The organism is Bacillus kexueae (assembly GCF_022809095.1).
Taxonomy (GTDB): domain Bacteria; phylum Bacillota; class Bacilli; order Bacillales; family Aeribacillaceae; genus Bacillus_BZ; species Bacillus_BZ kexueae.
The window spans coordinates 1-13,665 of record NZ_JALAZE010000010.1 but is presented as its reverse complement, the minus strand read 5'-3'; the positions used below and the strand labels follow the sequence as shown (position 1 = coordinate 13,665).

At 33.5% G+C, this 13,665-nt stretch carries 12 protein-coding genes; 7 read left to right on the top strand and 5 right to left on the bottom strand.

The features are described from left to right. Positions 1 to 13: 13 nt before the first annotated feature. From tagU to ML543_RS14345, 5 genes are read right to left on the bottom strand one after another with little or no spacing between them, the layout of a single operon-like run. Positions 14 to 949, bottom strand: coding sequence for a polyisoprenyl-teichoic acid--peptidoglycan teichoic acid transferase TagU (tagU, locus tag ML543_RS14365; protein ID WP_243388125.1), 936 nt, complete (start codon positions 947 to 949; stop codon positions 14 to 16). Positions 950 to 983: 34 nt separating this feature from the next. Beyond that, positions 984 to 1,337, bottom strand: coding sequence for a hypothetical protein (locus tag ML543_RS14360; protein ID WP_243388124.1), 354 nt, complete (start codon positions 1,335 to 1,337; stop codon positions 984 to 986). Positions 1,338 to 1,347: 10 nt separating this feature from the next. After that, positions 1,348 to 2,448 carry a glycosyltransferase gene (locus ML543_RS14355; RefSeq protein WP_243388123.1) on the bottom strand — a complete coding sequence of 367 codons (1,101 nt, stop codon included), beginning with the start codon at positions 2,446 to 2,448 and terminating at the stop codon, positions 1,348 to 1,350. Then, positions 2,441 to 3,364 (bottom strand): glycosyltransferase family 2 protein, encoded by a 924-nt coding sequence (locus ML543_RS14350; RefSeq protein ID WP_243388122.1) that lies wholly within the window; start codon positions 3,362 to 3,364, stop codon positions 2,441 to 2,443. Before ML543_RS14350 ends, ML543_RS14355 begins: the two co-directional genes overlap by 8 nt. 5 nt (positions 3,365 to 3,369) lie before the next feature. Next, positions 3,370 to 4,788, bottom strand: coding sequence for a flippase (locus tag ML543_RS14345; RefSeq protein ID WP_243388121.1), 1,419 nt, complete (start codon positions 4,786 to 4,788; stop codon positions 3,370 to 3,372). A 170-nt stretch (positions 4,789 to 4,958) separates the two neighbouring features. Between ML543_RS14345 and ML543_RS14340 the strand changes: the two genes are divergently transcribed. The 7 genes from ML543_RS14340 to ML543_RS14310 form a co-directional block, all read left to right on the top strand. After that, positions 4,959 to 5,762, top strand: coding sequence for a glycosyltransferase family 2 protein (locus tag ML543_RS14340; RefSeq protein ID WP_243388120.1), 804 nt, complete (start codon positions 4,959 to 4,961; stop codon positions 5,760 to 5,762). A gap of 22 nt (positions 5,763 to 5,784) precedes the next feature. Next, positions 5,785 to 7,116 (top strand): O-antigen ligase family protein, encoded by a 1,332-nt coding sequence (locus tag ML543_RS14335; RefSeq protein ID WP_243388119.1) that lies wholly within the window; start codon positions 5,785 to 5,787, stop codon positions 7,114 to 7,116. A gap of 16 nt (positions 7,117 to 7,132) precedes the next feature. After that, on the top strand, positions 7,133 to 7,891 hold the full coding sequence (locus ML543_RS14330; protein ID WP_243388118.1) for a glycosyltransferase family 2 protein: 759 nt from the start codon (positions 7,133 to 7,135) through the stop codon (positions 7,889 to 7,891). A gap of 12 nt (positions 7,892 to 7,903) precedes the next feature. Next, entirely contained in the window at positions 7,904 to 8,776 is an 873-nt protein-coding gene (galU, locus tag ML543_RS14325) for a UTP--glucose-1-phosphate uridylyltransferase GalU (protein WP_243388117.1), read from the top strand. 21 nt (positions 8,777 to 8,797) lie between these two features. Continuing rightward, the gene (locus ML543_RS14320) at positions 8,798 to 10,111 is read left to right on the top strand and encodes a UDP-glucose dehydrogenase family protein (RefSeq protein ID WP_243388116.1); all 1,314 of its coding nucleotides are present in this window, start codon (positions 8,798 to 8,800) and stop codon (positions 10,109 to 10,111) included. Between the two features lie 64 nt (positions 10,112 to 10,175). Then, complete coding sequence (locus ML543_RS14315) at positions 10,176 to 11,153, top strand: hypothetical protein (protein WP_243388115.1); 978 nt, start codon at positions 10,176 to 10,178, stop codon at positions 11,151 to 11,153. A gap of 528 nt (positions 11,154 to 11,681) precedes the next feature. Then, a partial coding sequence (locus ML543_RS14310) for a PA14 domain-containing protein (protein WP_243388114.1) occupies positions 11,682 to 13,665 on the top strand: 1,984 nt, incomplete at its 3' end.

The following is a 13,665-nucleotide window of genomic DNA, read 5'->3' as shown; positions in this document are numbered from 1 at the left end:
TAGAGGTGTCTCTCTACTGGTTACTAGCAGTGGTAGATGAAATTTCTAAATGTTCTTTTAAGCTATTAGATAGTGCAAGTCGCTCTTCTTCTGGAACGACATAATAATAAATACCATTAATCATCGTTCCGGAACCTTTTACTTGATGCTGAGTAACAGAGTTGATAGCGGCCTTATAGTTTTCTTGGATTTCCCACATTTCATCAAAAGTTAAATTGGTTTTAACATTGTCCTCTACAATTTTAAACATATCGCCGAACTTTGTGATGGATGAGATGCTTGCACCTTTTTCAATGACTCCTTGGATGATTTGTCTTTGGCGATCTTGGCGACCGAAGTCTCCTCTTGGGTCTTCATATCTCATGCGAGAATAGGCAAGGGCCTCTTCGCCGCTAAGGTTAATCGTTCCTTCTTCAAAGGTATACCCCGAGTATGTGAAAGTAAATTCGTTTTGAACAGTTACTCCACCTACAGCATCAACAATATCTTTGAAACTTTCCATGTTCACTTTAACAAAATAATCAACGGGAACATCTAAAAAGTTTTCGACAGTGTTTATAGCCATTTCCGTTCCGCCAAATGCGTAGGCGTGATTAATTTTGTCTTGAATTCCTTTTCCAACAATTTCTGTACGTGTATCTCGAGGGATACTTAACATTTCAATTGATTCCTGATTAGGGTTAATGGTCATAAGAATAAGTGAGTCGGATCGACCTTTATCCCCTTTTCTTTCATCGACGCCCATTAATAGAATTGAGATTGGGTCACGCTTCTCAAATACAACTTCTTCTTCACGTTTATCTGATTTATCTCGTCCAATGTCTTCTTGAATATTTTCGACAGTTGAAGTTGCTTGATACCATAAGTTTAATAAATATATACAAACAATAACAAAGATAATAATAAATATTGAAATTAATGGAACGAGAATATGTTTTCTTTTATTCATGAACGCTCATCCTTCTTTAGATTACTTGTGAAAGCTACTCTTCTAGATAATTTATATCGTATAGCTTCAGTGTACCATCATCTTCAACCCACTCAGAAACATAGATTAATTCCTTACCACTACTAAATCTGTATAGTTTATTATCAACTACGACATGAGAAGTACTAATTTCTTTGAAAGGAATACTCTTTAATTTGTGAAATTTATCTGTGGATAATGGAGAGTCTGATGTGAGAAGCGTTTTAAAAACATCCCAATCTAAACTCTGAGCATTATTTCTTATATATTGATCAGCTTCTAGAACATTTCTGAATTTTAACACATCGTTACCGCATCCAGAGATTAGAAACATCAGAAATACGACTTGAATAATTGCTGCTCGTTTCATTTCGTTCACCTCAGAGAGAGTTAATTAATTTTTCATATTCATAAACTGTTTTTTCTGTTGAGAATTCAAATGCCTTCTCTCTTAAGTCCGATTTAATATCCGAAGTTGTATTTGTTAATGCCTCTAGCATTGCGTTTGATAAAAATTTATAGTCACCTACAGGTGTCAAGGTTCCTAACTTGCCACCTTCTAAAATTTCTCGAGGTCCACTAGGACAATCTGTTGAGATAATTTTCTTTCTAAAAAATAGAGCCTCAATTAAAACAGTGGGTAAACCTTCTGTTTTTGATGAAAGAACAAACAAATCACACTTTTTCATATAATCATAAGGGTTTTCTTTAAAACCAGGGAGTTCTACATGCTTCTGTAAATTTAATTCTGTTATTAGCTTCTCTAGCTCTCTTCGCTGTGGACCTTCGCCAACAATAATTAATTTTGAAGGTACTTTTTCAACGACTGTTTTGAATGCCATAATTAGCGTTTTATAATCTTTTTCTTCAGAAAGCCTTCCAACAGAAACAATTAATTTTTCTTTTGATCCAACTTTTAAATCACTGGTGTTAGAGGCTTTTTCTATGAAATGGTTTGTAATAACCGGGTTATATATTACGTCAATCATACTCATGGGTATATTTGTTATTTTAGAAATGTCTTCGGCTACACCTTTAGAGACAGCAATAATAGCATCAGCTGTAGGATAAAACATTTTCATCAGCGTTGGTAATGGGTCTATTTTTTTTCTATGATACATACCATGACCCGATAAGATTAATTTTGTATTATGAAATGAAAGTTTGTTTGCTAGTGCAGCTACAATGTTAATATAATGCTTGGCAGAAATAAGGACGTCTACCTTTTCTTTATTCAGTGTATAAATTAATTTTGGAATACTACTAATTGCTCTTTTAACATTAAGTTCTATTATTTGGATATTAGAAGGGACTTGATCGAGAAAACCTCCGTTCTTTTTAAAACAAATAAATGAAACGGTATATCCCCTGGTACTTAATTCTGTAGCTAAGTTAATGAAAATTCTTTCAACCCCCCCTTCTTCAAAATTATTAAGTAAAAATGAAATGTGTTTTTTTGATTGGTCAATCACTTTATTCATTCCCTTTCAATTTTCGTAGCACTCGGTTGTTAACGATCTTTGGAAATCTTTTTAAGAATATAAAAATGGTTTGGGGTGATTTTATAAGTTCAATCATTCCACTTAAATACTCCCCATCTTTGATTGGTTGCATTATCATGTAGTATTTAAGAGCTTCCTTAATTCGCTTTCTTCTTATTAATAAAGCATCATGTACAGAGCTATAAGAAGGATCCTTCAACAAATCTTCAGTAGTTTCGAATGTTTGTTTATATAGTTTCAGTTGATTAGTTACTAAAGATCCTTCACGTGCTCTGTAATAATAGTAGGCTTCTGGAAGTAAAATGGCTTTCGCACCATTAGTTAAACAATCTAGGAAAAATAGGTAATCTTCTCCGTAACGTAGGTTCTCGTTAAATTTAATTTTTTTTGTATCAATAAATTCTTTCTTGAAAATTGGTTTTAAACCGATGTCTTTTATAATAAACTCTTCAGCATTAAAAGGTGTTGCTTTATGAATTAAAATATTTCCGTTTTTGAAAATGGTTCCCCAAGGGTCTGTATCATTATCATTAATTAATAATTGATCATCACATATCATGTCAGCATTGTAGCGTTTTGCTTCTTTATACATATTGGCTAAACGGTTTTTATCCCACCAATCATCACTATCTAAAAAAGCGATATATTCACCTTTTGCTAATTCAATTCCTTTATTTCTAGAGACAGAAGGGCCTGAATTTTTGTCATTCTTGTAAAAGGAAATTCTAGAATCTTGTTTAGCTAAGTTCATGACAATTTCTAAGGTTTTATCTGAAGAGCAATCATCAACCACAATAATTTCCAGATCATTCATTGTTTGATCGAGTACGGATTGTATACAAGAGACAATATATTTTTCAACATTGTAAGTAGGAATAATTACAGAAAATTTCATTAGAATCACTTTCCTTTAATAAATTTCGTCCGAATGAGTTTTAAAAGTTCTAAACGAAGTTGGCGATCAAGTACGATTGTTAAAAAAGTATATAACAGGACTAAAGTAAGACTATTAACTAAAGGGTGAAGATGTCCCTTTAAGATGAAGTTAATCAATACAACAACTATAAAAGAAAGACAGTTAATTAAAACTCCATTCAAAAATAGCATTAACCCCTTTTTGTAAACAATCATAAATCCAATAAGTAGAAGAATTTCTAGTGAAACTGCGGAGATTGCTCCCCCAATGCTTCCGAAATTTTTTCCTAAAAGAATATACAAAAATACGCCGATACATAAAGCGATTAACTGAATAAATGTTCTATAATGTTGCATCCCCCTAGTTGTGATGGCGTCAGCTAGAGGATAATTGATTGATTGTAGTATCACCATTAATGCAAGTATAAACAAAGTCGATGAAGCGCTTAACCATTCCTCTCCAAAAAGGAATTGAATCCACCATTCGGCATGAAATAAGAAAGGAATAGACATCGCAATTCCAAGAAAGGTCATTATCTTAATTTGTTTTTGACTTAATTTATAGTGCTCATCAATTTTGTTTGCATTAGCGTATTTAAAAAGGACTGGATAAAATGCGGCAGCGATTACTCCTGGAATTTGATAAAGGACCGCAGGGAGGCGATAAGCTGCAGCAAAATAACCCGCTTCTTCTAATCCTGCTACTCTTTCCAAAATTATTGGTCCAATTTGTGGTAGTAACATAATGGTAAAACCACTAATCGTAAATGTTCCAAGTCCATTAAGTAGTTTATTATCCCACCCTTTAAATATATTGATACTTTTCATCACGATAACTAAGCTTAATATTCCACCAATTACATTTGCTAGTCCATATACAGGTGCGATATATACTAGTGGCCATTTCAAGAACATTCCCAAAAGGAGAGAAGTGGCCGATAAAAGGCCAGAAACTGTTCTAATTATTGCGGTTAAGTGCATTCTCTCCGTTACTTGATAATAGGCTGCCCCTACCCCTTGAAGGGCTGCTCCGAAAATAGTTGGAATTAATACGATTAACAAAATATTCTTAATTGAACTATCATGGTAAATGATATGTATTATTCCTACTGAAATAAAAATTGTAAGTAATGATAACACTAATCTAATTCTAAAAAAACTACTCATTAAAACGGGCAATGAGCTTTTGGGTTTCGATCCTTCCCTAATTAAAGTATGTGTTAAACCAAGGTCAGTAAAATAAGCAGCGACAGATGCATATGCCAAAGCGACACTTAATATTCCATAGTCTTCAGCACCTAAATATCGTGCGATAAGTATGGTGGAAGCTGCTGTAAAAAATCTTACAAATACATTGCTTAAAAATAAATATATTGCATTACTTAGTATTGAATTTTTCTTCAATTAAGTGCACCAACCTAACTGTTTAATATAAAACTTGTAAATCAATAAAAAGCATACAATAAAATAGTTGGCAGGTAAATGGTAGGAAAGAATTTGAAATCGATATGTATTAATAATTTCAACTTTGATATAATATTATAGTTGAATTTTATGTGGTGAGGTTGATAATTTTGTTAAGTTTAATAATACCTACACTTGGTACAAGAGAAGAGGAATTACATAGATTACTTAAATCAATTGAAGGACAGTCTTATGATAATTACGAGTTAATAATTGTTTCACAAGATAATCACGAGGTAGTTGACGAGATTATTTCGGGAGTCCCGATAAAAGAAAAATGCAATCATGTTAGAATGAATAAAAAAGGGCTATCTATTGCCAGAAATGAAGGAATGAAGTATGTAAAAGGGGATATCGTTACATTCTCCGATGACGATTGCTGGTATCCTCCCGAAGCTTTTGCCAATATAGTGGAACGGATTAGGAGAGAAGATGCAGGAGCCATGTGCTTTCAAATTTTTGACCCATTATGTGAACAATATTACAAAGATTATGGGGATAGAGAAGAACAAATAGATAGTATCATGAGATTGTTTAATGTTTCGTCAATAGAGATTTTTATTAATCTGAATAAAATAGACAGAAAACATGTGTCTTTTGACGAAAGGTTTGGAGTAGGTGGGATTTATCCATCAGGTGAAGAAAATATTTTCCTAACTGATTTATTTAAAAAGGGCTACCAAATTAATTATGTACCTGAAATTGTTGTTTATCACAAAAAGAAAAGTCTAGCGCAAATCAAGATGAATGACAATCAGATAATTGGTAAAGGGGCTCTGTTCAGAAGAATATTCTCCCCTCCTGTTGCGCTAATTCTTACTATTGCCTTTGTATTGAAGAAGAATAGTGTAATTGAAAATCCGATAAAAGGGTTGTTTTATGCTTCGATAAAGTCTTTAAAATTCAAACCATAAACGATAATTAGGTGACAGTAGTATGATCAACTATATTCGAGAAAAGAATGTAAATATCTTTTATATTTTAATTTTAATTTTTTTTGCATTAATTCCGTATTCAGTATCAACCATGTATCAAAAAATACTGCCTGTTCCTACATCCGTAATGATTTCGATGATAGTTTCAGGTTCGGCAGTATTATTTATCTTGTTCAATAAAACAGCTGTAAAAAACATGGAATTTCATCATAAGGTATTGTTGTTTTTCTTTTATTTTCCTGTTTTGTCAGCGACATTTTCTTCGTTTTATAATTTGTCTTTGCTAAGCTCTGTAGAGTATGTGGAATATTTTAAAGGTTCTCTAACTTCTCGTGTTGTGAATTATAGTATCTTTTTCTTTATAGTGTATTTTATTATCCAAATTAGAAATACACTAACAGATAATCAGATTGGAGCCATTATTAAAACGTATGTGTGGTCCCTTTTAATAATGGTTATTGTGGGAATATGGCAGCTTTCTTATTTTTTATTTGATGTTCCTATGTTTAACTTGAACACGCGGTCTTATGTCCATAGTGTTTCTGATGACGTCCTTTTTAACTTTAGGCTAACATCATTTGCTGACGAACCTAGTTATTTAGTCCCCTTCATGTTGGATTTAATTATTTTAGGTTCATTAGTCTTTGCTAGTTTAAAGCGCTATTTGTTATTTGTGTTTGTTCCTGCTTTAACAGTTCTGTTGTTTTCATTTTCTGTAAGTGGCTACGCTAACTTAGCTTTAATTTTATTTGTATTCATTGCTTTAATTTTGTTATCCAATTTTAAATATAAAAGAAAGCTGCTTTTAGGATTGTTAGTTATAATGGGGATTGGAATGACCGTCGTGCTAATAAAAAGTGATGTATTTATCAAATTTGCTCAACCGGTAATTGGAAGGTTGGACACGATATTTGATATTGAACATCACAGTCGAATGTATATGTATGTCATGCCGTTTGTATGGATTTTTGATCATTCTATAATAAGTGCTGTTTTTGGATATGGGCCAGGCTCTTACGAATTTCTTTCATTAACTAAAATACTTCCTAATACAGCACCTGTATCTACAACTTCTAATAACATGTTCGTAGATTTGATTTTTGAACACGGAATATTTGGTTTTTTATTTTTGTTAATTTTTATAACCTACTACTTATTCTTTCTTTTTAAAAGAAGAAATATCAATAGGTACTTTTTTATAGCAAATATCCTCTTTATACATTTGGTCATCACTTCTCTCTATAGAGGGGATTTTGTTACACCGAGGTTCTGGGGGTTAATGATAATTTTAGTCCTCCTAGTAGAAATGGGAAACAGGTTGAAAGAGCATTAATCTTAGGAGAGGTATTATGCAAAAGATGGAAGAACATTTAGTGTCAATCATTACGCCAGTTTATAATGCAGAAAAATTTCTGGAGGAAACAATACTTTCTGTTCAAAATCAGACATATCAAAATTGGGAGTTGTTATTAGTAGATGATGTATCTACTGATAATAGTGTTGAAATAATTGAGAAGTATAGTAAGGAAGATTCCAGAATAAAGTTGATAAAACTAAAGGAGAATAGTGGAGCTGCAGTTGCTCGTAATACAGCAATAAAGGCGGCTGAAGGTAGGTTTGTTGCTTTTCTTGATAGTGACGATAAATGGCACAATGAAAAGCTTGAAAAACAAATTGAGTTCATGTTGCAAAACCAATATGCATTCACTTTTACAAACTACCGTATTATTACAGAGGATAGTTACGATACTGGGAAGGTCGTCAAGGTACCTAAAGAAATCGACTATGAAGGTTTATTAAAGAATACTATTATTGGTTGTTTAACGGTTGTTCTTGATAAAGAGAAAATAGGTCACTTTGAAATGGTTAATATTAGAACAAGACAAGACTTTGTACTTTGGTTAGATATACTCAAAAGAGGATATAAAGCATATGGTTTACAAGAAGAATTAGCATATTACCGGAAAGTTAAAGGTTCAATTTCTAGCAATAAACTGAAAGCGGCCAAAAGAAATTGGCAAGTGTATCGAGAAATTGAGAAAATATCATTTTTACGTTCTTTGTGGTATTTTATTATGTACGCAACTAATGCAATAAAAAAATCGTAGGAGTTGTTATTTATGAAAAAGGTAAAAAAAGCTGTAATTCCTGCTGCTGGCTTAGGTACAAGGTTTTTGCCCGCTACTAAAGCTCAACCAAAGGAAATGCTTCCAATTGTAGATAAACCAACAATACAATACATTATTGAAGAAGCAGTAGCTTCAGGAATTGAGGATATACTGATTGTAACTGGAAGAGGGAAAAGAGCAATCGAAGATCATTTTGACAGATCAATGGAATTGGAAGAATCTCTTCAAAATAAAGGGAAGTTACAGGAGTTAGATGAAATAAGACAGATTTCAGATATTGCAGATATTCATTATATCCGACAAAAAGAACCAAAGGGATTAGGACATGCCATATGGTGTGCTCGAAAGTTTATTGGTGATGATCCATTTGCAGTCATGCTCGGGGATGATATTGTTGTTTCCGAGAAGCCTTGTTTAGGTCAATTAATAAATAAATTTGAGCAGACAGGGTCTTCGGTCATTGGCGTTCAGTCGGTTAATAGTGAAGATGTTACTAAATACGGAATCATTGATTATGATAAATCGTATACCAATGATTCAAACTTTGTAAAAGTGACAGATTTAGTGGAAAAACCTTCAGTTGAGGAAGCGCCTTCTAATATGGCAATAATGGGTAGATATGTTTTAACACCTGACATCTTTGAGATTTTAACAAATTTAAAGCCTGGAAAAGGAAATGAAATACAACTCACAGATGCATTGAAAATTTTAAATAAAGAAAAAGAGATCTTCGCTTATCTATTTGATGGAAGAAGATATGATATAGGAAATAAGTATGGCTTTGTTCAGGCGACAGTAGAGATTGCTCTTCAAAGAGAGGATATTGGGGAGGATTTAAAGAACTGGTTAAGAACTCTAGTATAGTATGCAAAAGGAGACATAATAATGAAAGTAAGTGTGATTGGAACTGGATATGTAGGACTTGTATCTGGAACGTGTTTTAGTGAAATAGGTCACGAAGTGACTTGTGTTGACATAGACCAAGAAAAAATCAACAAGCTTACTATGGGTGAAATACCAATTTATGAACCAGGCCTTTCTGATTTAGTTAAAAAGAATGTAAAAAGTGGAAAACTATATTTCACTACAGATATTAAGTATGCAGTCACATCCGCTGAGATTATAATAATAGCAGTTGGTACCCCACCTTTACCGTCGGGAGAAGCTGATTTGTCTTATATTTTTAGTGCAGCAAAGTCCATTGGGGAAAATTTGAACGAATATAAAGTTATTGTTACGAAAAGTACAGTTCCTTTAGGAACTAACTTGAAGATAAAGGAAATAGTTAATGAAGCTTCTGGCGGGAAATATGATTTTGATATAGCATCAAACCCTGAATTTTTACGTGAGGGGTCTGCTGTATATGATACTTTAAATATGGAAAGAGCTGTTATAGGTACGGAAACTGAAAAAGCAGCTTTGATTTTAGAGGAGCTTCATAAAGGGTTTAATACGACAATAATTAAGACAGATGTATCTACGGCTGAGTTAATTAAGTACGCTGCAAATTCTTTCTTAGCTACTAAAATAAGCTTTATTAACGAAATGGCGAAGTTAGCAGAAAAATTTGGTGCTGATATAAATAAAATTGCTGAGGGGATGGGTACTGATAGTCGTATAGGTCCTCATTTCTTAAAAGCTGGCATTGGGTATGGTGGATCATGCTTCCCTAAAGATATTAGTGCACTTTTGGCAACGGGAATTAAAAACGGAATCGACCTACCTATATTAGAAGCGGTAACTAAGGTTAACGTACAACAAAGAAATATAATTATAAATAAGATTAACGAAGCATTTAACGGGGAATTAATTAATAAAAGAATAGCTATACTAGGTTTAGCCTTTAAGCCTAATACAGATGATATGAGGGAGTCTCCGGCTATAACAGTTATAAATGAACTGAAAAAGGCAAATGCAGACATTATCGCTTATGACCCTATAGCAATTCCAAATGCATGCAAAATCATCCCTGATTTAAATGCCTCGACAAATATTGATGATGTCTTGAATGGAGCAGATGGTGTTGTCATAATTACAGATTGGAAAGAAATCAAAGAAATTGATTTGGATAAGATGAAGACCTTATTAAAAAATCCTATTGTAATTGACGGACGAAATGTTTTCGACCCGAAACAAATGGAAAAGATGGGATTTTATTATGATTCAATTGGAAGACCAAAGATAACTACTATCATATAATATTCTTTAAAGTCTATCGTCTAAGTCTTCTAAAATAATTGTAAAGTATAGGCGGCGGGGTAAAATGAAAAAGATGTTGATAGTCTTTTCATTAATTTTGACCATTTTATATGGTTGCTCGGAAGAACATGATTTAACCGAAGGTTCTCAATTTGTGACAACTCCTACAAATATTTATGATATATATGAAATAGAACTCGGGTTGGGTATTAAGGATGTTAAAGATGTCTTAGGGGAAATTGAATTTAACGAAAAAGATTTGGTTGAATACAACGAAAATTTAATGCTTGGTTTTGATGAAGATAACAAATTGAATATAATTTCAACAAGCAGTCCAAAAATCCTTGTGAAAGATGAACTATCTGTTGGAAGCTCAAAAAATCAAATAATAGACTTGTACAAGGACTCGGACATTTATGAGTTTTCTGATGAAAATACTGATCTTTCTTGGATTTATCTGATTAGACAAAAATACAAGATTGTATTTGAAATCTACAATGATAAAATTGTTCGAATTACCGTTGGAACGACACCTTTAATTAACTTAATTAATCTTGAGAAAGACATAATACAAAAGAGTTTAGAAGACAGTGAAATATTGTCAGCTTCTAAATACCTTAGTTTTCTAATTGGAAAAGAAAAAAATAACAGACTTGTTTTAGATGATGAGTTTGTTTCTTATGCTAAATTTGGTCTTATTAAAAAGGTTCCAATCCCTATTGGGATGGATATTAATGAGGTATTGAAGAGGTATGGTGAGCCGAGTTTTATTTCTGAATATGAAAGTGAAAAATCATATTGGTACAGAAAGTTTAACGTTAATTTTATTGTAGATAGTACAGGTAAAATATCAGCGATTCAGGTTCCTATTCACTTAAAAGTAAATGATGTAATGAGCCACGTGGGAGATCCTGACGGTATTAAAAGCCTGGATGACGATAAAATTAGAAAATATCATTATGAATTGGGCGATTATCATATCGATTTTTATACAGAGCCTTTAAAAGAGGACACTTTTGCTTTCCTGTATTTATATAAGTAATATATAGAGCATTTGAATTCTTTAAAATTCAAATGCTCTTTTTATTGGGTCTAGGCATGTATGTAATAAAAAGAGGAATTTTCCGATATGTGATGGGATAAATAATAAGTAGCTTTACTAAGGGGTGTCCATAGTGACCTAAAATCTAAAAGATTTATACGAGGTTAGATTTGGTTGGGTGATGTCTCTAAAACAATAAAACATTCTTTCTGCCGAAGGTGAATGGTTAATTGGAAGAAAAGATTTCTTACCTATTCAGGTTAGCTAGATTACAACCGATTATTGTATTAAATTCTAGGCCAAATGCTAGAAGATACACTTTCGGTTGTTACATTCTTGGTTGTTAAAGTTGATACTTGGGTAAGAAATAACGAGTTAGCCATTGATCAACAGGTTTCGATTGGATATAACATATTTTAGTATAATAGTAAAAAATGTTACATAAAATTTAAATTTACATGTCGAAATTTATGATATGATACATTTGTAGAATAAAGTTATTTACATAAGAGGGGGGCTGGTTAGGATTTGTACCTCAAAAAACTGAATATTATTGCTTTCATAGTAACTCTCACAACCTTTGTATTAGGGAATGCAGATATTTCACTAGCAAATTCTAATCTTTACTTAGAAAAAAGTAGGAATGTCCACTATAACTGGGGATACGGTAGTCCATCCCCATCAATACCTAACGATAATTTCACTGCAATATTCGATCAGAGTGGTACTTATAATGCTGGTGACTACTTTGTTCAAACATTAGCTGATGATGGAGTGAAGGTAGAGGTTGATGGGAAGTGGCTTATAGATCGCTGGTCTCCATCTTCTGGAACAATAAATAGAGCATTGTGGTTAAATGTACAAGAAGGAACGCATACCGTGAAAACTCATTATTATGAAGGTTCGGGCCGTGCGGTTTTATTCTCAGATATCGTGCCATTTGACCATTGGATTGCCTATTATTATCCAAATAAGGATGTGAAAGGTCAACCAACGGCAGCAAAAGTTATTGCTCCTGAAGGCGAATTAAAGCGATTAAGAGAAGATCATGGGCGAAACAGCCCAGCGAACGGTGTTCCAGTGGATAATTTTTCAGCAAAATATACAACGGCGAAACGTTTAGAAGCTGGTGAATATATTATAAGAACTCGTGCCGATGATGGAATAAAAGTATATATAGATGGTCAACTAGTGTTAAATCGCTGGAGCCCAAGTGACTCATCGCGCGAAGATGCAGTGAAAGTAAAAGTTGAGGACCGTAGTAATGTGCCGGCAGCTGAAAAGAACGTTCACTGGATTGAAGTAGAATATTACGATGGCTTATATAATAGCAATATCGAATTCTCAATAGAACCATATAAAGTTGTCGATACTGGCTGGATTGGAGAGTTATATTCAAATACGAGCCTTTCGGGTGTACCAGTTATCTTAGGAGGAGAAAATGCTCTCGAACCGATTCAAAATCTAAATTTTGATTGGGGATGGGGAGCACCACATCCTTTAATTTCAAAAGATAATTTCACAGCACGGTTCTTAAGGGAAATTGATTTTGAGACTGGCTTCTATACTTTTGAAGTGAAAGTTGATGATGGAGTTCGACTTTGGGTTGATGATAAGCTTGTAATAGATTCATGGGGGCCAAACGATGGACAAACTCGTACCGGAAAGGTTTTGATTGATCAAGGCCGTCATCAAGTAAAGGTTGAAGTTCTTGAATTAACGCAACGATCAAAAATTTCCCTTAATTATTTTAGAGATGAAAACAAAAGTTATGTGAGAAAGGAACAAAGAGTGCATTATAACTGGGGGTACAATGCGCCTTCTTCAAGCATAACGCCAGATTATTTTACTGCAATATTCGATCAGAGTGGTACTTATAATGCTGGTGACTACTTTGTTCAAACATTAGCTGATGATGGAGTGAAGGTAGAGGTTGATGGGAAGTGGCTTATAGATCGCTGGTCTCCATCTTCTGGAACAATAAATAGAGCATTGTGGTTAAATGTACAAGAAGGAACGCATACCGTGAAAACTCATTATTATGAAGGTTCGGGCCGTGCGGTTTTATTCTCAGATATCGTGCCATTTGACCATTGGATTGCCTATTATTATCCAAATAAGGATGTGAAAGGTCAACCAACGGCAGCAAAAGTTATTGCTCCTGAAGGCGAATTAAAGCGATTAAGAGAAGATCATGGGCGAAACAGCCCAGCGAACGGTGTTCCAGTGGATAATTTTTCAGCAAAATATACAACGGCGAAACGTTTAGAAGCTGGTGAATATATTATAAGAACTCGTGCCGATGATGGAATAAAAGTATATATAGATGGTCAACTAGTGTTAAATCGCTGGAGCCCAAGTGACTCATCGCGCGAAGATGCAGTGAAAGTAAAAGTTGAGGACCGTAGTAATGTGCCGGCAGCTGAAAAGAACGTTCACTGGATTGAAGTAGAATATTACGATGGCTTATATAATAGCAATATCGAATTCTCAATAGAACCATATAAAGTTG